Source organism: Psychrobacter sp. P11G5 (assembly GCF_001593305.1).
In the GTDB taxonomy this organism is placed as follows: Bacteria; Pseudomonadota; Gammaproteobacteria; order Pseudomonadales; family Moraxellaceae; genus Psychrobacter.
This window is the reverse complement of record NZ_CP012533.1, coordinates 1,612,226-1,633,156: the sequence shown is the minus strand read 5'-3', so window position 1 is coordinate 1,633,156 and position 20,931 is coordinate 1,612,226. Positions and strand designations below refer to the sequence as shown.

The following is a 20,931-nucleotide window of genomic DNA, read 5'->3' as shown; positions in this document are numbered from 1 at the left end:
TACTATTCCTTTTTTATAATTTCAAACTTATTATTTAATCATCGTCTTACAGATAGCTTATACACGCTCAATAATAGTGGCGATGCCCATACCGCCGCCGACACATAAGGTAATCATTGCCGTTTTTAGGTCACGGCGCTCTAATTCCTCAAGCACAGTGGTGAGTAACATGGCTCCGGTAGCTCCTAGCGGATGACCCATGGCAATAGCGCCACCATTGACGTTAACTTTATCCAATGAGACACCCAAATCTTTCGCTGTCTTCATCGGTATCGCGGCGAACGCTTCATTGATTTCCCATAGATCAATATCGGCTGCCGTCATACCGGCTTTTTTGAGCGCTTTTTGGCAAGCAGGTGTCGGTCCGGTCAGCATAATAGAGGGCTCAGAGCCGATAACCGACGCCATAATGACTTTCGCACGCGGACGCAATCCTGCTTTTTTACCCGCAGCCTCGCTTCCTAAAAGGCAAAGCGCAGAGCCATCAACGATACCAGAGGAATTACCAGCATGATGCACATGATTGATACGCTCAATACTGGTATATTTGTCTAGCAAGACGCTATCAAAGCCCATAGCACCAAGCGATGCAAATGAAGGTTTGAGCCCTGCTAAGGTATCGACCGTAGTATCGGGACGGATGGTTTCATCTTTATCTAATAATAACCGACCATTCAAATCATGCACAGGTATCACTGCATTATCATAGTAACCAGCAGCCCATGCGTTAGCAGCACGGTTATGCGACTCGGTAGCAAAGGCATCAACATCTGTACGACTAAAACCTTCAAGTGTTGCAATGGTATCGGCACCAACGCCTTGCGGGGCAAAGCCAGTCACAGAATTTACCCGCGGATCCATAAACCAAGCGCCACCATCTGCGCCCATTTTTACACGGCTCATTGATTCCACACCGCCTGCAACGACCATATCCTCCATACCTGACATGATTTTACTCGCTGCCAAGTTAATTGATTCAAGGCCAGAGGCGCAAAAACGCGACAATGTCACGCCAGCGACAGTTTCATGCCAGCCCGCATCAAGCACCGCAATGCGGGCAATATCTGCGCCCTGTTCACCGATTGGGGTCACACAGCCGAGCACGACATCGTCGACCAAGCTAGTGTCTAAATCATTGCGCTGTTGCATGGCATTAAGTAAGGTGCGTACCAGCCAAATGGGGGTCGCTTGATTTAAGCTGCCACCTGCTTTGCCTTTACCGCGAGGGGTACGAATGGCGTCGTAAATATAAGCCGTCTGAATCATGCTATATCCTTATAGTCTTAATGAAATGGTCTTAATGGAATTTTCAATTATTTATAAACGAGTCGCTTACATAAAGCGTGACGCCAGCTCTTTCATAATCTCATTGGTACCGCCATAGATTTTCTGTACCCGCGCATCAGCGTATAAACGTGCAATCGGATATTCCATCATATAGCCATAACCACCAAATAACTGGACGCACTCATCCATCACGATGCATTGTTTTTCGGTCACCCAATATTTGATTAAAGCAGCATGTTGCACCGTGAGCTCATTTTCGACCAATGCTTCAATAGCAGCATCACATAGGGCGCTTGAGGCAATATAATGCGTGTTGCATTCTGCTAGCTTAAAGCGGGTATTTTGAAAGCTCCATACCGGCTTGCCAAAAGCGGTGCGCTCTTTGGTATAGTCAATGGTCAAGTCCAGTGCTAATTTCATCGCCCCAATTGCTGCCAGTGCTACAATCAAACGCTCTTGCGGTAATTCTTGCATTAATTGCGCAAAACCTAACCCTTCAACCGTACCCAATAAATTGGCTTGCGGCACACGCATGTTATTGAAGAACAGCTCTGAGGTATCTTGTGATGCCATACCAAGTTTTTTAAGCTTTTTGCCACGCTCAAACCCCGGAGCATTATCGGTTTCGACAACTATGAGCGATACGCCTTTAGCGCCAAGAGATCGGTCAGTTTTGCAGGCAACAATGATTAGATTACCCAGTTGACCGTTAGTAATAAAAGTTTTTGAACCATTGATAATATAATCATCGCCTTCTTTGACTGCGTAAGTCTTGATGTTTTGCAAATCTGAGCCTGTGCCTGGCTCAGTCATAGCAATCGCGCCGATTAACTCACCCGTTGCCATTTTGGGTAGCCACTTTTGCTTTTGCTCTTCAGTACCATGATGCAAAATATAAGGGGCGACGATGCCTGAATGCAAAAAGCCACCGAAGCCCGCTTGATTGGCTTCAGATTGCGCATAAATCAGCGCCGCTTCATGGCGAAAATCACCACCTGCCCCGCCATATTCTTCTGGCATTGAAGCACACAAAAAACCCATCTCGCCCGCTTCTAACCAAGCCTCACGATCGAGCATACCGTTTTCACGCCACTTTTCATCATGGGCCTCCCAATCTTTAAATACTTTGAGCGCACTCTCGTGCAGCATATCAATCTCTTCGTCCATCCATTTCGGCTTAAAGCATGCAATAGTCATTGATCCATCCTTGGTCTTTGGTTACTAGGTAGTTTGATTATTCACTATACTTGTTTATACAATGACTGCCAAACCAAAGCTCATGAACTACTAGGTCATTAACTTTGCTGATTACTAGTCAATATCGTTAATCACAAGTTATGTTATTATGTTTTTAATCATTATCTTAACCCGTTCTCTAACGCCATAATTACGCAAAAACCCCGTATTGGGGCTTTTTTATGGTTATAGCATTCAGATAATAAGTTGACTATAATTGCGTTAAGCTTACAGAGTTGGCTTAAAACGCATCATTGATGGTTATACTAAGTCAGCTAATGCTCTCGAAATTTAGGTATAAGTTATGAAGAAAACGTTATTAATATCCAGCTTAATCGCTACTATCTCTATACCTGTCCATGCAGCAGATTATCAAAACTTTATCAAACCAAGCTCTTTGGGTAAAAGCATAAACACCCTAAATAAGAAATATAACTTAGGATTAAAAAAGCAAAGTTTAGGCGGTTATAGCAATCAACAATCTGCGGATTGCAGTCTTCATGTAGAAACAAATAAGAAGAATCAGATTAACCGAATTAGAATAATAGATGATGAGGCCTGCAAATATACGACTAAGTCCAATGTGAATTATAATAGTCAAACAACCAAAACACAGGATTTACTCAGTCAAGTCGATATCAAAGATGTGCAGTTTGTTCCAGGATGTTTTAACTGTCCATCACGGCTAGAGATAACCGATAATCTCGTCATCAGTCGTGAAAAAGACAGCTACTATACGGAGTTTGAAATACGGGGCTACAATAAAAAGTACTTAAACTATATCGCCAAAAATCTTTTTGGTGATTTTTCAGATGAAAATTATTACTCCATCATGGATCTGCTTGAATCGAGAGCTGCTGAGGACCCTGACCTTTACGATCGTAACGAATTCAAATTACAAGCCATTGAAGCTTACAATTTGCAAGACAAGCCACAGAGCTATACGATTGCACTTAAATAGCTTTTTTAAAATAGCTTATCTAAAACGGCCATTCAATTAAATGGCCATAAGTTCTGCTAGTAAGACAATTTTTATTGCTGTGCAGGTAACTGCTGTGCAAGTTACGTAGAATAGGCAGGCAACACTATTTGCACCACCAATCCTTGAATACCATCTTGTCGATTATAGACACTGATCTGACCCTTATGTGCCATCACAACTGCATGGACAATTGCCAATCCTAATCCATAGCCGCCAGTTTCGCGATGACGGGCAGAATCGAGCCTTACAAAGGGCTGAAAAATACGCTCCAAATCTTCATCCGCAACGCCGCCGCCCTCATCTATTATGCTGATTTGAATAGCAGGTCTTTTACCATCTATCTCTGCTTGTTTAATCTCAGCAATAACCGTTGAATCAGCTGCAGTGTGCATAAACGCATTACGAATGACATTCTCAAGCGCACTGTGTAGCTGTTCTTGATTGCCTAGCACTGTCCAAGGAGTTTCTGGAGAAGTCGCTGATAAATGCATGGCTAATGAGGTATCTGTCAATAATGAATCATTCGGCTGCCATTGCCAGTGTACGTTTTTCTGTTGAAACTCAAAGCAGACATCTTGTCCAATCTCACTGATAATCTCAGCAATATCAACTGCTTCATTTTCTAGATTATCAATCGTATATTGCTGCATTTGCAGGGACTGAATATGAATGATTTGCTCGATTAGCTCATTCATCCGCGCAGATTCTTTATCAATACGATCAAGATAACGATTGGCATTCGGCGCAAAGTCTCGCGTCAGCTCAGTCGCAACGTCAAGCCGTGCCAATGGCGAGCGTAGCTCATGCGAGATGTCACTGAGCATCTGCTTGCGTGCCAGCTCACTCTCCGCCAGTCGTGTTGATAGCTTGGCTACGTCTTTCGCGAGTAAACCAAGCTCATCATCTCCCATTTTAGATAGATTGGGATTAGCCTGATAATCGCCGTCAATCATACGATGGACTGTGTTTTGTACCCGGCGAATACGCTGGGTCAGCGTACGACTCAGCCAAATACAAACTAAGACACTAAAGAGGATAATCAGTAATAAACGTATCGGAAAATTACCGCGTTGCAGCGCTACAACGTCGGCAAAACGCAGATGCGGACGCAATTGTACAATGACTGCCTGCTCATCTGGTAAGACGACCGTCACGTCAGCCAACTCAGGACGACTATCGGGATTAGCTATATTCGCACGATTCGCTGTCATCGGTGACAGGATATTATTTAAAAGTGACGGCTCATTATCCAATATTCTATCGTCGTTGCTACCAGGCATTTCATTATCAGACATTTTATTAACAGACATTTCATTATTAGGCTTGGGCATTAACTGCATTGGTGGCATTGATGAAGGCCTCATTGTCTGCCTTTCATCTGGCATCCGTTCCTGCCTATGTTCTTGTCTACGCTCATCTCTATCACGATAACGCGGAAATATAATGGCGCCTTGCTCGTCATAGACTCTGATTTGATTCATAAGCCATCGGTCTTCACGATACATTTGCCTAACGGTAGTTAAATCACCTATTTGTAACGCTTCAACCATCTCTTGACGCTTAATTAACAAACTATCAATTTGCACATCCATACGAGCATTCAGCGCTTTTTCGACCAGCCAGCGCTCCACTACGATAGATGAAATAGAGGTAATCAGAATCGTTAATAACAGGCTCAGAAACAAACGCCAAAACAGCGTGATTCGCACCTTAAATTTAGGCGCTTGATTAAGACTTTTATTGTTAATATTTTTCTTGGCATTTTTCATCGATGAGTCCGTCATTACAGCACCAGCTGATAGCCTTTACCACGGATAGCTTTGATAGGCTCATCGTGGAAAGGTTGTAGTTTTTTTCGCAGGCGCGACACATGTACGTCAAGGCTACGATCGAACGGCTGTAACTCACGCTGCAACACATGCTCTGATAGCCACGCCTTACTCACCACCTCGCCTTTTTGTTTGAGTAGCGCGACTAACAAATCAAATTCTGTCCCCGTCACTTGTAGCTCTACACCATCTATCTGACAAATTCGCTGATTTTGATCCAGATGCAAACGACTCTCTGGTAGCAGAGTATGCTCTGATGCCGCCGCATTAGTACGCTTGATAACGGCATTGATGCGTGCCAACAACTCACGCGGATTGCAGGGTTTGGTAATGTAGTCATCAGCGCCAAGCTCAAGCCCAATAATACGATCAATCTCTTCACCTTTTGCCGTCAACATAATGACTGGAATATCACTAATATTTGGCAATTGACGTAGCACACTAAGCCCATTGATTTTAGGCATCATAATATCAAGTACCAGCAAATCATAAGCAGAAGTATCACTAGATGCGGTTTTAAGCTTCTGCAGGACTGCCTCACCATCATGAACGCAGTCACATTGAATACCATGATTGTGCAAGTATTCTTGTAATAACTGGGTCAACTCTTCGTCATCATCGCCTAGCAATATATTTGGCACATCTGTCTCCTTGAGCCTTAATAGCATTATTACCCATATTATCAGGCAAGTGCTTATCAATAGGCTATAAACGTTACCTTTCTTAATACTTCATAAATGTTCGCAACCTTTAACTGTCGTAAGATAGCGTCTATCAGCGACAAATACTGATGACAAGCCGTGATGGATAGTGGCTATCCGGGACACTTACCATTCATAGGCTGATCAGATAAAAACTGAATGTTTCACAACCAATAACGTTTACACCATAAATTAAGGTAATGATAATGAAAAAATTATTAATGGGCTCAGTATTAGCAATGTCTAGCGTATTTGCGGTTACAGCTTGTACTAGTGTCAACGCAACCACTGATACAGCACCAACGACCAGCAAAATGGAAAAGCAACATAAAGCGGGTATGAAAGAAGGCATGCATAAAGGTGGCATGAGAGGTCCAATGTCGCAGCTAGATTTGACGGCCACACAGCAGGCACAAATCAAAGCGATCATGCAAGAAAAGCATGGCGATCGCGAAGCTGAACGTACAAAAAATAAAGCAGAACGTGCGCAAATGCATCAACAAATGCAAGCATTAACCAATGCGAGCACCTTAAACAACGCAGCTGTCAATCGTTTGGCTGATCAGCAAGCGGCTAAAGCAAAACAACGTTTTATTGAACGCGTTCAAACTCAACACGCCATCTCGCAGGTCTTAACTGTTGAACAGCGTGCCAAGATGGAACAACTTAAGTCAGAAAAACAAGAAAAAGGTCGTCAGCATTCACAAAACCGTAAAGGGCATGATAAACAGCAACGCCAAGGCATGTAATTTGTCATTAATAGAGAGATTTATATTAAGACTTAATGTCTTATAAAACTCGGTATAAAAATATAAAAAAGCGCATCGTATGAACGGTGCGCTTTTTAGTTCTCCACATTTACGTTCAAATCAATCTGATATTTTAATTAACTTTAAAAATTCTTTCTGTAAGAATGGTACGGAAATATAGCCATTTTTAGCCCATTAGAGGTTAACTCGTTCAGACTGAGGACACGTCCTAGTAATATCAAAAAATAAAAGTTGATAAACAGCTTTGCGCTCGCTGCTATATTCGTTACTATCTAACTATATAATCGTTCTCTTTAGTACTTCAGTATGATTTCCTACCCACTCGTAAAAAGGACTTTGCGATGCCAAAACTATCTTCTCAATCTTGTAACGATGTTATGCGCGCTCAAAACCCTCAAAATAAAACATTAGTAAAAACAACACTAAAGTCTGCTATGTTGCTGATTAGCAGTACGTTGTTGTTGTCCGTATCTGCTCACGCACTTGAACCCGTTTCCCCAACTGATGCCAATTCGATAAATAACACCTCAATTAATACCAGTGCGATTAATCTAGCAATTATGGCTGATAATCCTACCGTACTGTCTGAAACCAAGCGCATTACACGAGCGAAAACCAATGCGCTTACGTCAACGACTAGCAATGCCAAAGTCGATGAAGCCATCTACTCTGAAGATGCTATTCACCATCCTGTATGGGCTAAGAACGGCATGGTCGCCACTCAAGAAGCACTCGCCTCCGATATTGGCTTAAAGATTCTAAAAGACGGCGGTAATGCTGTTGATGCTGGGGTCGCTGTTGGCTTTGCCTTAGCAGTTACCTTACCTCGCGCTGGCAACATCGGCGGTGGCGGTTTTATGATGATTTATGATGCCAAGCAAGGCAAAACAGTGGCACTTGATTACCGTGAAAAAGCACCCAGTAGCGCATCTCGTGATATGTATCTCGATGCTGAGGGTAACGCGGTTAGTGACTTATCCCGTTATCACGGCTTAGCCGTTGGGGTGCCGGGAACGGTAGCAGGACTGTTAAAAGCGTTAGAAGATCATGGCACGATGAGTCGCGGGCAAGTGATGGCGCCCGCAATAGCATTAGCAGAAGATGGTATAGAAGTTACCGCTGGCTTGTCTGAGTCGCTCACCGCATTAACCGATCGCCTGCAAAAATGGCCAAGCACCAAGAAGATATTCTTTAAACCTGACGGTAGCGCTTATCAACCTGGTGAACGCCTAAAACAGCCGGAACTGGCTCGCTCGCTAAAATTAATTGCTGCACAAGGTGCTGATGGCTTTTATAAAGGTGAGACCGCGACTAAATTAGTCAAAGCCGTTAATGACGCTGGCGGTAGCATGAGCTTGCAGGATTTAGCCAATTACGAAGCCATCGCTCGCGAGCCAGTCAAAGGAGACTACCGTGGTTATGAGATTGTCTCTATGCCGCCGCCTTCTTCTGGTGGTATTCATATCGTGCAGATTTTAAACATCTTAGAAGGCTATCCGCTCAAAGACTACGGACAAAACAGTGCGCAAACCATCCATCTGATGGCTGAGGCCATGCAATTGGCCTATGCAGATCGTGCTGAGTATCTGGGAGATTCGGACTTTATTGATGTGCCGACCAGCGGCTTAACCTCTCAAGCGTATGCAAATAAGCTGCGTACATTAATTAATCCAAACCAAGCCACGCCAGCGGCGACGATTAAAGCCAACAACCCACTACCCTATGAGAGCGATCAAACCACGCATTTCTCTATCGTTGATAAAGACGGCAATGCGATAGCCAATACTTATACGCTTAATTTCTCTTACGGCACTGGCCTTGTCGCTGAAGGTACGGGCATTTTACTTAATAACGAGATGGATGATTTTTCTGCCAAGCCCGGTGTGCCTAATGGTTATGGGTTATTAGGCGGTGAGGCAAATGCCGTTGAAGCCAATAAACGTCCATTATCTTCTATGAGTCCTACCTTGGTATTTAAAGACAATAAACCTTTTATCGTGACTGGTAGCCCGGGTGGTAGTCGTATTATTACTACCGTCACCCAAATCATCTCAAATGTCATCGACCATGATATGAATATCGCTGAGGCCACTCATGCTCCGCGTATTCATGACCAATGGTTACCTGATGAGATTCGTATTGAAAAGGCGCTCAATGTCGATACGATTAAAAAACTAGAATCCATGGGCCATACGGTTAGCCCGCAAGCAGCAATGGGCTCAACACAATCAATTATGTTGACTCCTAAGGGTGTTTACGGTTCTTCTGATCCGCGTATCGTCGATGCGGCAGTGGTTGGATATTGATTGAGTATTAGATTAGGTATTAAAATTCATTCATTTCGCTAAGGAGAGCCATATGATTGAGAGCAAAAGACCTGATAAAGCCACATTAGTGGCTATGTTTCGCGCTTTTATTGAGCCTGAATATGTGATCAGTGATGAGGAAACCCAAAAGCCTTTTGAGTGTGATGGGCTGTCTGTCTATTGTGATATGCCGCTGTTAGTCGTCTTGCCCGATACGGTCGAGCAGATACAAGAAGTCATGCGTATTTGCCATCGTTATCAGATTCCAGTAGTAGCTCGCGGAGCAGGCACAGGTCTTTGTGCCGGTGCCATGCCAAATCCTGATGGCGTGCTGTTAGTACTGTCTCGTTTTAAGCATATTCTCGAGATAGACCCTCTAGCCCGCACGGCACGCTTGCAGCCAGGCGTACGTAACTTAGCCATTAGTGAGGCGGCCTCCGTACATGGCTTGTATTATGGTCCGGACCCCTCCTCCCAAATTGCTTGTACGATAGGAGGCAACGTCGCCGAAAACTCCGGCGGCGTGCATTGCCTCAAGTATGGGCTCACGGTACATAACTTATTAAAAGTAGAAATGGTGACGGTCGAAGGTGATTTGATAAGCATTGGTAGTGAAGGACTTGATAGTAACGGCATTGATCTTATGGCCTTGATAACTGGCTCTGAGGGATTGTTAGGAATAGTTACTGAAGTCATGGTCAAATTATTACCCAGCCCCGAAAAGGCGCAGGTCATTATGGCCTGTTTTGATAACGTACAGACGGCAGGCGATGCCGTAGGCGAAATCATTGCTAAAGGGATTATCCCAGCGGGGCTTGAGATGATGGATAGCTATGCCATTATAGCGGCCGAAGCATTTGCGCAAGCGGGTTACCCTACCGATGCTAAGGCGCTGCTTTTATGTGAATTAGATGGTACGGCAATTGAGGTTCAAGAACAAATCATCGAAGTTGAACAGCTCTTCACTCAACTAGGTGCCACCTCAACTCGAGTTTCTCAAAGCGAGGCGGAACGTGCTTTGTTATGGAAAGGTCGTAAGTCTGCCTTTCCAGCGGTAGGCCGATTCTCACCCGACTACTATTGCATGGATGGCACTATTCCTCGCGGCCAACTGGCGCATGTATTGACTGAAATGCAAAAACTCTCCGAGCACTATAATTTGCGCGTGGCCAATGTCTTTCATGCGGGTGATGGTAACTTGCATCCTCTGATATTATTCGATGCCAATATGCCTGGTCAGCTTGAAAAAACTGAGGAATTTGGCGCTCGTATCTTAGAGCTTTGTGTCAAGGTAGGTGGTTGTATCACTGGTGAGCACGGTGTTGGTATAGAAAAAATCCGCCAAATGCGTGTGCAATTTAATGAGCAGGAATTACGCCAATTTCATGCTATTAAATTTGCTTTTGATCCTGATGGTATGCTTAATCCAGGTAAAGGCATTCCTGTCCTAAAAAATTGTCAGGAATATCGGTCGCTTGATAAGATAATGGACGATTCAGTGAGTCAGCCGCCACAACAGGGAGCACCGGCATGAAAGATATAAGTGCTGAACTGATTGAGCGAATTAAACAGGCCAGTAGTGATGGTAGCAAATTGCAAATAGTTGGCGGTGGTAGCAAGGAATTTATGGGTCGCACGCCCGAGGGCGTCCCGCTTAACATTGCTGAGCACAGTGGTATTGTTAGTTACGAGCCGATTGAGCTGGTGTTGACTGCACGAGCAGGTACTCCGTTAACTGAGATTAATAACGCTTTGAGTGAACACAATCAGAGATTGGCGTTTGAGCCGCCGCTATTTGATGGGCAGGCGACTTTAGGGGGCACGCTAGCATGTCACCTGTCAGGACCAGGACGTCCTTGGAATGGTTCGGTAAGAGATCACGTCCTCGGTATTCGCCTGATTAATGGTCGAGGCGAAGCGCTGCGCTTTGGTGGTCAAGTGATGAAAAACGTAGCCGGCTATGATGTCTCAAGAATGCAGGCTGGAGCGATGGGGACTTTAGGTGTCATTAGCGAGGTCAGCTTAAAGGTCATGCCCAAACCTGCTGCTACTATGACTCTCAAACGTGAAATGGAGGCAACGCAGGCTATCAAAGAGATGAACCGTTTGGCAGGTTTACCAAATCCTTTGACGGGCGCTTGTTGGTTTGAGAATCATCTTTATTTACGTTTAGAGGGCGCGCGTAGTGCAGTCGAGAGCACCGTTAAGCAGTGGCAAGGTAAAATTCTAGAAGAATCAGACACCCTATGGACGCAGCTACGCGAGCAGCAGTTAGACTACTTTTCAGGTCATGCTCCTTTATGGCGGTTTTCGGTCAATAGTAATGCTGAGCATGTATTTCCAGATAAAGAGTGGCTGGTGGATTGGGGTGGCAGCCAACGTTGGCTGCGCGGTGATTTCGATACTGAATCATTGGAAGCACTTGCCAACAGTATGGGCGGTCAAGTGAGTCTTTATAGTGGTGGTGATCGACTACAAGAGGTATTTCATACTCAACCCGAGGCACTGCGCGGACTGCATCAACGGCTCAAACATGCTTTTGATCCGCTAGGTATTTTTAATCCAGGTCGTCTCTATAGTTGGATGTAATAGGAAAATATTATGCGTACCCAAATTAATGTGAAGTATCTAGATCATCCGGAAATCAAAGAAGCGGATGCCATCTTACGCAGCTGCGTACACTGTGGATTTTGTAATGCGACCTGCCCTACTTATCAAGAATTGGGCGACGAAAGAGATGGCCCACGTGGACGTATTTATTTAGTCAAACAGTTGCTTGAGACCGGTGACGTTAGCGAAAAAACGCAAACGCACTTAGACCGTTGTCTAACCTGTCGTAGTTGCGAAACCACTTGTCCTTCTGGCGTAAAATACGGGCGCTTAGCTGAAATAGGTCGCGGCATCATGGAGGAGCAATTAGAGAGACCACTACAGCAGAAGCTACTGCGCTGGTTGATACGCCAAGTCCTGCCCTATCCGAAGCGCTTCGGGCTTTTATTACGCTTAGGACAACTGGTTCGATCCTTTTTGCCTCATGATTTAAAGCAACAAGTACCGATTAAACAAATTAAGCGCGCATTGCCGACCCAGCAGCATACGCGCCGGATGTTGGTATTAGCAGGATGCGCGCAGCCCTCAGCAACTCCAAATACCAATATTGTGGCCGCTCGGGTACTCGATAAACTAGATATTAGCTTATTTACCGCACCTGAAGCTGGTTGCTGCGGTGCCGTCAGTTATCACATGCCAGCCCATGAAGAGGGACTGGCATTCATGCGCCGCAATATCGATGCGTGGTGGCCCCATATTGAGGCGGGCGTAGAAGCCATTGTTATCAGTGCTTCTGGCTGTGGCTCGATGGTCAAAGACTATGGCGAAAAACTACAGTATGATCCAGATTATGCCGTTAAAGCACAACGGGTTAGCGAGCTTACCCGTGATCTTGGGGAAATATTAGTTAAGGAAGATTTGAGTCAGCTACAATTGCAAGATAAAGAGCGCAAAACAGCCGTACATTGTCCTTGCTCATTGCAACATGCTCAGCAGTTGAGCGGCTTAGTTGAACAGATTTTGCAACAGGCAGGTGTTGAGCTCACGCCTACTAAAGACAAACATTTATGCTGCGGCTCTGCTGGAACCTACTCGATACTGCAGCCTAAGCTGAGTGAGCAATTACTAACTAATAAGCTTGCGGACTTGACGATTGGTCATCCAGAGCAGATAGTGACCGCTAACATAGGTTGCCAACTACATCTAAGTAGCCGATCAAGCATACCAGTGAAGCACTGGATTGAATTGTTGGATCCGCAGTAATTAGATCCAAAGTAATAAGTTATTAAGTTAGTTTTTTAATTATAGGTAAGTTTGGCGAAACTGAGTAGGCGACATTCCCGTGAACTGTTTGAACTGGCGGCTAAAAGCACTATGATCACTATAACCGCAGTTCAACGATATCTGAGTAACTGACATCTCAGGCATCGCCAAGAGCTTAATCGCATATTCTAAGCGCAGCTTTTGCACAAACTGTAATGGCGACATATTCAGTACAGCCTTAAAGGTACGCTCTAGCTGCGATACACTCAAATTAGCCAAGTCAGCCAATTGGGCGATATTGATTTTCTGATCAAGATGCCCTCGTACAAACTGAGACACTTCAGCCAAGCGAGCGTGTTTACGCAAAACGCGCTCGTTATCTTCATCAATATCGACCGAAATACCAACCATCGCGATTATTTGTTGACTCTTATTATAAATGGGCAGTTTATTGGTAATACACCAACCTAACTGACCAGACGCATAACTGTGCAGCTCTAAGTTATCAACGATAGACTTGCCTTCTCGTAATACCTTCATATCTTGCAAAATATAATCCCTACTCTGTCGATGCGAAAACACCTCCTCTGTGGTAAACCCTACGATATCTTCGTGCTGACTCAACTGACAGCGTTTTAACAAAGTTTTGTTTGCCAGCTGATAACGTGCCTGGTCATCTTTCACAAAAAACACCACATTGGTCAAAGTATTCAGCAGCGGCAGCAATAATGAGACATTACCAATAAAAGCCTCGCTACTGTCGGGATAGTAAGCAGTCATATTCTGCTGCAATGACGTGGTAAGCATAGCAAGCGCTGTATCTTCTATTACATCTGTTATTACATCTGTCATCGTATGTCATCCTTGTCATATTAATTTTACACTCAGCCAAACATTAATAACTCGCAGACTATTTTACGTATATCTATAGTTGATCCACTTTAAAACCGATACAGTGCTGATGCGGTAAATTTTTCTTGCGTGCTGTTCGCAAGCGTGACAGAGGCTGCAAAAAATTTATCGCAGCAGCACTTGGCTATTAACGTATCGACTTTATTTCGAACTGACTATTTTACTACCAGTTTATAGGCACAGACTTCTCTAGTGTACACTGAGCCACTATGCAGAAATACGCATTTATCCATGAAAAAACAGCAAGACGCTCTCTCTAAAAAAGTCCACTCTATACATAGACCTTAACAAATAAGAGCCAACTATTGGCTGTTAAGTTAAAACCATTAGGTCTCATGCATAAAAAACGGAATGTAACTTTTTCACGGATGAATTAGGGCGTCGGTCATGTCTTCTACATTATTTAATTTTAAAATTATTGATTCGCATACGGGCGGTGAGCCTACTCGTATGGTCTATGACGGATTTCCTGACCTCGTCGGCGATACTATTCAAGATAAGCTGCAATCCTTCAAGCAGAACTTTGACCATCTGCGTCAAAGTATCATCTTAGAGCCACGCGGCAATGATGTCCTTGTCGGTGCGCTACTCTTTCCTGCAACTGACCCTAAAGCCACAGCGAGCGTTATCTTTTTTAACAATGCTGGTTATTTGGGCATGTGCGGGCACGGTACGATTGGCGTTATTGTTTCATTAGCTTATCAACAGAAGATATCGGCAGGAGTGCACTGGCTAGAGACTCCTGTAGGTCTGGTTAAAGCAACCTTACATGATGATGGCAGCTGCAGTGTACAAAACGTACCTTCTTATCGTTATAAAAAACAAGTTGAGGTTCAAGTTCCTGAATTAGGCCTTATCCGTGGTGATATCGCTTGGGGTGGCAACTGGTTCTTTTTAGTCAGTGAGCATGGACAAGACATTCAAGCAAATAATGTCGAAAAACTGACTCAAGTAACCATGCAAATTAAGCAAGCATTAATCACTGCTAATATCACTGGCAAAAACGGCGGCGAGATTGACCATATCGAGTTATTTGCCGATAGCGATGATACGCAAGTCGATAGTAAAAACTTCGTTTTATGCCCAGGTTCAGCTTACGATCGCTCTCCTTGTGGTACCGGTACTAGCGCCAAACTTGCTTGCCTAGCTGCTGACAACCGTCTAGCACCTGAACAACTTTGGCAGCAACAAGGCGTAGTCGGCAGCGTATTTACTGGCAGTTATCAGTATGCAACTGAACTTAATACTGAGCTCAATACTGATCTTAGTACTAAACTCAATAATGCAGTTGGCATAGCTTATCCTGAACAGACCATTATCCCAACGATTTGTGGTCATGCTTATGTTTGTGCTGAGACCACACTCATTGTGCAAGAAAATGATCCCTTTAAATGGGGAATTCGATCTTAGCTGATTCGTAGCATTATTTATTAAGCGAAATGATTTATTAGTGACATATATATTGATAAACGCGTAAACACTATTAAGAGTGCTTAATCAGAAGAACGTAATCGAGAAAAATTATGACTACCTCAAACTTCGACTTACATATCATTGGAGGCGGCATTATCGGTCTAGCGGCTGCGGTGACGTTGCAAGCGCGAGGCGTAAAGGTTGCACTGCTGGACGCCAATGAAGTGGGGCAAGGCGCATCATTAGGTAACGCCGGTCATATCGCTACCGAGCAAGTATTCCCCATTGCTGATGCCAGCATGCTCCGTCATGTACCCGCCATGTTATTGAATCCGACTGGACCGCTGCGCATAGACTGGCGCTATCTGCCTCGTTTGATGCCGTGGGCAATGCAGCTGCTGATGAATATGCGCCCTGAGCCATTTGAGCGGATTCATCAAGCATTGCTAAGCTTAAATCAAAACAGCCTGCAAGCGTGGCAAGACTTTGCGACGCAGTGGCAGCTGAATAACTGGATTGAAGTGAAAGGTTCGTTATTAACGGTTGAAAAGCCTAGTAGTCTTGAGCTATTAACAGCACACGGTAAGCGTCTCAATGACATTGATGTGAGCAATGAGCTGCTGAGCAAAGAGGCTTTATTAGAGCGTGAACCTGCTTTACAGGATAACCAGTTAGCAGCGTTATTTTTCCCAAATACAGGACATATCACCAATTTAAAAGCCGTCATTAATCAGCTTCATAATACCTTTAGACAGTTAGGCGGTCATGTCATTGAACATTGCCTCGTCCTTGCTGCGACCAGTGATGCAGAGGGTATTCATTTAACGACCAGTCAAGGTGATATGACAGCGTCCAAAGTGATGCTATCAGCAGGCGCCCACTCTAAAGCCTTGGCCAAGCAACTAACAGGCGTCAACATCCCTTTAGATACCGAACGTGGTTATCACTTGATGCTACCTCATGAAAGCGCGCGCTTACAGATTCCCGTATCGAGTTTGGATCGGCGCTTCGTCATGACCCCGATGCAAGAAGGACTACGTTTGGCGGGTACGGTGGAGTACGCAGGACTTGACGCACCTGCCAATATGCAGCGAGCACAAATACTTCTACAACATGCGCAGCCTATGTTAAAAGCTCCATTAGATGCTAGCGATAGCGTGTCATGGATGGGTTTTCGTCCATCAACCGCAGACTCCTTACCCGTCATCGACAAAATCGAGCGTGTGTTTTTAAGCTTTGGTCATCAGCATTTAGGTTTAACGCAAGCCGTCATTAGTGCGCAAATGATTGCCGAATACTATTTTGATGAAGACCATACTATCGATCCAAAACCGTATCAACTGGCCCGCTTTAAATAAGCTATTTATTAAACGGTTATGAACCAAGCAAAAATCAACCGATTCATCATTAACCATTAACCATTAAATCACCAACAATATCAACACCAATAAGGATAGTCTCATGAACATAAATGGAATTTTAGTCCCAATCGTCACCCCTTTTGACAATAACGGCAACGTTGATGCGCAAAAATTAACGACACTGGTCGAAGCCTTTATTGAAAAAGGCGTAGCCGGTATCGTTGCTTGCGGTACCACGGGTGAATATTACACGTTTTCGGCAGCAGAGCGTGAGCTGGTGTTGACCACTATCGCCGAAGCCGCAAAGGATAAGGTCACCCTCATCGCTGGTATCAATAGTTTATCGACTGACCACTCTATTGAGCTTGCCGCACAAGCCAAAGCACTAGGTTATGACGGCCTTATGCTATCTGCACCTCCTTATAGCCTACCCGAACAAGATGGTGTCATCGCTCACTTCGAAAAAGTCGCGGATGCCAGTGAGCTGCCGATTATTATGTACAACTTCCCAGATCGTGTCGGCGTTGCCATTGAATTTGATACTGTTGCTCATCTAGCTAAGCACCCTAACATCGTCGGCGTAAAAGAAAGTAGCGGCGACTTTAGTCATGCGCTACGCATGCTGCAAGCTAATTTTGATGACTTTGAGGTGGTTTGTGGCTGTGATGATCAGCCCGTTGATTTCTTCTTTTGGGGTGCAAAAAGCTGGATTGCGGGCGCAGCGAACGTGTTCCCAGCAGAGCAAGTTGCATTATTTAACGCCACCCAGCAAGGCGACTGGGATAAAGCCAAGCAAATTATGAGCGAGATTTATCCTGCTATTCATTCTATGGAATCTGGCAACTACAACCAAAAGGCCAAAGCGGGCTGCTTAAACGGCACCATGGATGTCGGTTCAGTGCGCGTGCCATTAACTGACATGCCAGAAGACGAAAAAGCAGAGTTTTTAGCCCTACTGTCTAAATAGCACTCAGCTCAGCTTAGTAAAAACAAAGTTAAGGATAACCAACGCTAAATTTGATGCCGTATTCAAAATTCGAATCGATGGCATCAAACTTAGCAGACAAGGATTAGAAAAATGAGCACTAAAGAACAAGCTACTAAACAACAAACCACTAAAGAGCAAGTATTTGAGAAAGCAAAACAGCAACAGCTGTGGGCTGGACATTTAATAGCGGCTGATAATTTATCAGAAGCGACTTTAGACAATTACACGCCTATTGATAATAGTGTTATCGGTCAGATTGCCTCGGGTACTAGCGATGATGTCGATACTGCCGTGCAAATCGCCCGCGATAGTTTTGAAAGTGGTGAATGGCGTCGTCTGGCTCCAGCTGAGCGTAAGGCTGTTATGCAGCGCTGGTGTGCACTAATGCATGAGCATTTCGAAGAGCTGGCAGCATTAGATTGTGTGGATGCGGGCAAGCCGATTACCGAATGCTTAAACACTGACATGCCAGCGACTATTGAGACTTTTGAATGGTATGCCGAAGCAGCTGATAAGGTATTTGGTAAAGTCGCGCCGACAGGTAACGCAGCTTTAGGACTTATTGTGCAAGAGCCAATTGGTGTCGTTGGTGCGGTATTACCTTGGAACTTTCCAGCCCAAATGTACGCTTGGAAAGTCGCCCCTGCTCTTATTATGGGCAACTCCGTCATTGTTAAACCCGCTGAGCTGACCTCTTTATCTGCCTACCGTTTAACCGAGCTTGCCTATGAAGCTGGCGTGCCCAGAGAAGCGCTGCAAATGGTCTGCGGTCTTGGTGAAAATGTCGGTGCAGCACTTGGTCAACATATGGATGTCGATATGGTGTCGTTCACCGGCTCAACAGAGGTCGGACGTCTGTTCTTACAATACTCGGCCCAAAGCAATCTAAAAGAGATCGTCTTAGAATGCGGTGGTAAAAGCCCACAAATAGTCTTTGATGATGCCGTACTTGATGACGCCGCTATTAACGATATCTTATCGGCCGCGTTTTGGAATATGAGCGAAAACTGTAGCTGCGGCTCACGCTTATTAGTCCACAGCAGCCAAAAGCAGGCGCTACTTGAGCAGCTAAAAAATGGCCTGAAAGATTGGAAGGTCGGATCACCTTATGACTCTGATACCGCCATTGGTCCTATGATAGAAAAAGCCCACTTCGACAAGGTTTCGCATTATTTACAGACCGCAAAAGAGGAAGGTGCAACGATCGTTGCAGGTGGCAACATTCGTGAAGATTTAGGCAGTGGCTGGTATATCGAGCCGACTATTTTTGATGATGTCAGTGCTGACATGACCTTATTTAAAGAAGAAGTATTTGGTCCTTTGCTGGCGGTGACAAGCTTTGAGACTGAAGAAGAAGCCATCAAATTAGCCAATGAAACCAACTATGGGCTCGCCGCTTCTTTTTATACTCAGAACATCAAGCGCGCTTATCGTGTGGCATCGTCCATTAAAGCAGGCACAGTCTCCATCAATGGTTTTTCCGAAGGTGATATCACCACGCCATTTGGTGGCTATAAACAATCAGGGTTTGGCGGTCGTGACAATGGTTTAGAAGCCTTATCACAATACGCACAGACCAAGACTATTTGGCTGGTTAATTAACAAGCGTGTTCAGTCAGTACAGTCATCAATAAAAAAAACAGCTTAAATGATTTAAGCCTTTAGTCACATACTTACAGGGAAGTAAGGCCATGGAAGCGATTATTAATACCATCGTCGGCTATATATGGAGCGATGCGTTAGTTTATTTAGCACTCGGTGTCGGCATTTATTTTACCGTGATGACTCGCGGTGTCCAGTTTCGCTATCTCAAAGAGATGGTTAGGCTGTTGTTTGACAAGCAAACATCAACCCAAGGTATTAGCTCATTCCAAGCCTTTAGTATGGCCTTATCAGGCCGAATCGGCGTCGGTAACATTGCAGGGGTTGCCACCGCAATCGCAGCTGGTGGACCTGGCGCAGTATTTTGGATGATAGTCATGGGTCTGCTTGGCGGTGCCAGTGCCTTTATCGAGTCAACACTTGCACAGGTATATAAGCATACCGTTGATGACCAGTATCGTGGCGGCTCACCCTTTTATATCGAGCGTGGGCTCAAAATGAAGCCTTTTGCCATTGTCGTTGCGGCTGTTACCTGCCTATCATATGGTGTTTTGGTGCCTGGCGTACAGGCCAACACCATCGCTGATTCTTTTAATACTGCTTTTAACATCCCACCTGTTGCAACTGGTTTCATTATCGTTGCGCTGTTAGCATTTATCATATTTGGTGGCATAAAACGTATTGCAAGCTTCGCTGGCAAGGTCGTGCCTATTATGGCGATCGGCTATGTTTTGATGATGATCATCGTCTTAGTGTTTAACGCCTCAAACCTACCAGCCATGTTCGCGCTTATCTTCAAAAGTGCGTTTGGTATGGATGCTGTCTTTGGCGGTATTGTTGGTTTAGCAATATCTTGGGGTGTGCGCCGTGCTGTATTCTCAAACGTTGCTGGTGCAGGCGAAGCCACTTTCAGTTCAGCGGCAGCAGAAGTCTCACATCCTGCCAAGCAAGGTTTAGTGCAAAGTTTCTCTATCTACATTGACACTGTGCTCGTCTGTACCGCAACAGCCCTAATGATTTTATCGACAGGCATGTACAACGTCATTCCCGCAGAAGGCTTGGTGCTGGTTGAAAACATGCCAGGCATTGCAGCTGGAACGGCGTTTACCCAAGCAGCAGTCTCAACGGTATTTAGCCAATATGGTAGTGGCTTCGTCGCTATTGCCATCTTCTTATTTGCCTTTACCTGCTTGATTGCTTATTACTATATCGCTGAAACAACGATGGTATATCTAGACAGCAAGATGCGCTATCCTATCTTAAAACCGTTACTAAAAATTGTATTTTTAATCGTTTGCTTTAGCGGTAGTATACAGTCAGTAGGTATGATGTGGGCGCTAGGCGATATTGGTTTCGGCAGTATGTGTTACCTTAACTTCATCGCCATCGTCTTACTCAGCAAAACGGCGCTAAAAGTATTAAAAGACTACGATGAACAAATGAAGCTGGGACTTGATCCTGTCTTTGACCCTAGAAAAGCAGGCGTTGAAAATGCAGACTTCTGGATAGAGTATAGTGATAAACATGATAAGCGTTAAATATTAGCTAAATAATCGTAAATCTTTCGCCTATCAGAGCCTTCTACATCATTATGATATAGAAGGCTTTTTTCTATAATCAAACCCATTACCAAAAATCATCCATTCGATTTCATACCCCTGAATCGGTGGCTGTACGTACCAAATAATGCTATTATTAGCAGCTAAATTTAAAAGGAATAAATATGGCTAT

At 44.5% G+C, this 20,931-nt stretch carries 16 protein-coding genes; 11 read left to right on the top strand and 5 right to left on the bottom strand.

Going from position 1 to position 20,931, the window contains the following annotated elements:
• Positions 1-57: 57 nt before the first annotated feature.
• Positions 58-1,263, bottom strand: coding sequence for an acetyl-CoA C-acetyltransferase (locus tag AK825_RS06835; protein WP_264753654.1), 1,206 nt, complete (start codon positions 1,261-1,263; stop codon positions 58-60).
• 69 nt (positions 1,264-1,332) lie between these two features.
• Positions 1,333-2,484, bottom strand: a complete 1,152-nt coding sequence (locus AK825_RS06830) for an acyl-CoA dehydrogenase family protein (protein WP_068035704.1) — start codon at positions 2,482-2,484, stop codon at positions 1,333-1,335.
• 343 nt (positions 2,485-2,827) lie between these two features.
• Here AK825_RS06830 and AK825_RS06825 point away from each other — a divergent pair, with 343 nt between their 5' ends.
• Positions 2,828-3,484 carry a hypothetical protein gene (locus tag AK825_RS06825; protein ID WP_068035702.1) on the top strand — a complete coding sequence of 219 codons (657 nt, stop codon included), beginning with the start codon at positions 2,828-2,830 and terminating at the stop codon, positions 3,482-3,484.
• A 101-nt stretch (positions 3,485-3,585) separates the two neighbouring features.
• On the opposite strand, the gene AK825_RS06820 is transcribed toward AK825_RS06825, so the two are convergent.
• Positions 3,586-5,289, bottom strand: coding sequence for an ATP-binding protein (locus AK825_RS06820; RefSeq protein ID WP_068035700.1), 1,704 nt, complete (start codon positions 5,287-5,289; stop codon positions 3,586-3,588).
• Positions 5,289-5,975 (bottom strand): response regulator transcription factor, encoded by a 687-nt coding sequence (locus AK825_RS06815; protein WP_068035698.1) that lies wholly within the window; start codon positions 5,973-5,975, stop codon positions 5,289-5,291. The genes AK825_RS06820 and AK825_RS06815 overlap by 1 nt, the downstream gene beginning before the upstream one ends.
• Before the next feature lie 266 nt (positions 5,976-6,241).
• Between AK825_RS06815 and AK825_RS06810 the strand changes: the two genes are divergently transcribed.
• The 5 genes from AK825_RS06810 (at position 6,242) to glcF (ending at position 12,924) form a co-directional block, all read left to right on the top strand.
• Positions 6,242-6,784, top strand: coding sequence for a Spy/CpxP family protein refolding chaperone (locus AK825_RS06810; protein ID WP_068035696.1), 543 nt, complete (start codon positions 6,242-6,244; stop codon positions 6,782-6,784).
• A gap of 398 nt (positions 6,785-7,182) precedes the next feature.
• Positions 7,183-9,111 carry a gamma-glutamyltransferase gene (gene ggt, locus AK825_RS06805; protein WP_068039138.1) on the top strand — a complete coding sequence of 643 codons (1,929 nt, stop codon included), beginning with the start codon at positions 7,183-7,185 and terminating at the stop codon, positions 9,109-9,111.
• A 52-nt stretch (positions 9,112-9,163) separates the two neighbouring features.
• On the top strand, positions 9,164-10,645 hold the full coding sequence (locus AK825_RS06800; protein ID WP_068035695.1) for an FAD-linked oxidase C-terminal domain-containing protein: 1,482 nt from the start codon (positions 9,164-9,166) through the stop codon (positions 10,643-10,645).
• Positions 10,642-11,700: a glycolate oxidase subunit GlcE gene (gene glcE / locus AK825_RS06795; protein WP_068035693.1), complete on the top strand. Its 1,059-nt coding sequence runs from the start codon at positions 10,642-10,644 to the stop codon at positions 11,698-11,700. The genes AK825_RS06800 and glcE overlap by 4 nt, the downstream gene beginning before the upstream one ends.
• A gap of 12 nt (positions 11,701-11,712) precedes the next feature.
• Complete coding sequence (glcF, locus tag AK825_RS06790) at positions 11,713-12,924, top strand: glycolate oxidase subunit GlcF (protein WP_068035691.1); 1,212 nt, start codon at positions 11,713-11,715, stop codon at positions 12,922-12,924.
• A gap of 39 nt (positions 12,925-12,963) precedes the next feature.
• On the opposite strand, the gene AK825_RS06785 is transcribed toward glcF, so the two are convergent.
• A complete protein-coding gene (locus AK825_RS06785) occupies positions 12,964-13,776 on the bottom strand; it encodes an AraC family transcriptional regulator (RefSeq protein ID WP_227514130.1) in 813 nt (270 codons plus the stop codon).
• A 447-nt stretch (positions 13,777-14,223) separates the two neighbouring features.
• Here AK825_RS06785 and AK825_RS06780 point away from each other — a divergent pair, with 447 nt between their 5' ends.
• The 5 genes from AK825_RS06780 (at position 14,224) to AK825_RS06760 (ending at position 20,738) form a co-directional block, all read left to right on the top strand.
• Positions 14,224-15,246 carry a proline racemase family protein gene (locus tag AK825_RS06780; protein WP_068035689.1) on the top strand — a complete coding sequence of 341 codons (1,023 nt, stop codon included), beginning with the start codon at positions 14,224-14,226 and terminating at the stop codon, positions 15,244-15,246.
• Positions 15,247-15,359: 113 nt separating this feature from the next.
• A complete protein-coding gene (locus tag AK825_RS06775) occupies positions 15,360-16,607 on the top strand; it encodes an FAD-dependent oxidoreductase (RefSeq protein WP_068035688.1) in 1,248 nt (415 codons plus the stop codon).
• Positions 16,608-16,710: 103 nt separating this feature from the next.
• Positions 16,711-17,577 carry a 4-hydroxy-tetrahydrodipicolinate synthase gene (dapA, locus tag AK825_RS06770; protein WP_068035686.1) on the top strand — a complete coding sequence of 289 codons (867 nt, stop codon included), beginning with the start codon at positions 16,711-16,713 and terminating at the stop codon, positions 17,575-17,577.
• Positions 17,578-17,688: 111 nt separating this feature from the next.
• Complete coding sequence (locus AK825_RS06765; RefSeq protein WP_068035684.1) at positions 17,689-19,200, top strand: aldehyde dehydrogenase; 1,512 nt, start codon at positions 17,689-17,691, stop codon at positions 19,198-19,200.
• A gap of 89 nt (positions 19,201-19,289) precedes the next feature.
• Positions 19,290-20,738 (top strand): alanine/glycine:cation symporter family protein, encoded by a 1,449-nt coding sequence (locus tag AK825_RS06760; protein ID WP_068035682.1) that lies wholly within the window; start codon positions 19,290-19,292, stop codon positions 20,736-20,738.
• Positions 20,739-20,931: the final 193 nt, after the last annotated feature.

Excerpts from the sequence above, each read along its gene's own strand:
- glcE (WP_068035693.1), top strand. The coding sequence starts at position 10,642 with ATGAAAGATATAAGTGCTGAACTGATTGAGCGAATTAAACAGGCCAGT.
- AK825_RS06820 (WP_068035700.1), bottom strand. The coding sequence starts at position 5,289 with ATGACGGACTCATCGATGAAAAATGCCAAGAAAAATATTAACAATAAA.
- dapA (WP_068035686.1), top strand. The coding sequence starts at position 16,711 with ATGAACATAAATGGAATTTTAGTCCCAATCGTCACCCCTTTTGACAAT.
- AK825_RS06780 (WP_068035689.1), top strand. The coding sequence starts at position 14,224 with ATGTCTTCTACATTATTTAATTTTAAAATTATTGATTCGCATACGGGC.
- AK825_RS06760 (WP_068035682.1), top strand. The coding sequence starts at position 19,290 with ATGGAAGCGATTATTAATACCATCGTCGGCTATATATGGAGCGATGCG.
- AK825_RS06800 (WP_068035695.1), top strand. The coding sequence starts at position 9,164 with ATGATTGAGAGCAAAAGACCTGATAAAGCCACATTAGTGGCTATGTTT.
- AK825_RS06810 (WP_068035696.1), top strand. The coding sequence starts at position 6,242 with ATGAAAAAATTATTAATGGGCTCAGTATTAGCAATGTCTAGCGTATTT.
- AK825_RS06775 (WP_068035688.1), top strand. The coding sequence starts at position 15,360 with ATGACTACCTCAAACTTCGACTTACATATCATTGGAGGCGGCATTATC.
- AK825_RS06830 (WP_068035704.1), bottom strand. The coding sequence starts at position 2,484 with ATGACTATTGCATGCTTTAAGCCGAAATGGATGGACGAAGAGATTGAT.
- glcF (WP_068035691.1), top strand. The coding sequence starts at position 11,713 with ATGCGTACCCAAATTAATGTGAAGTATCTAGATCATCCGGAAATCAAA.
- AK825_RS06765 (WP_068035684.1), top strand. The coding sequence starts at position 17,689 with ATGAGCACTAAAGAACAAGCTACTAAACAACAAACCACTAAAGAGCAA.
- AK825_RS06785 (WP_227514130.1), bottom strand. The coding sequence starts at position 13,776 with ATGACAGATGTAATAACAGATGTAATAGAAGATACAGCGCTTGCTATG.
- ggt (WP_068039138.1), top strand. The coding sequence starts at position 7,183 with ATGCGCGCTCAAAACCCTCAAAATAAAACATTAGTAAAAACAACACTA.
- AK825_RS06825 (WP_068035702.1), top strand. The coding sequence starts at position 2,828 with ATGAAGAAAACGTTATTAATATCCAGCTTAATCGCTACTATCTCTATA.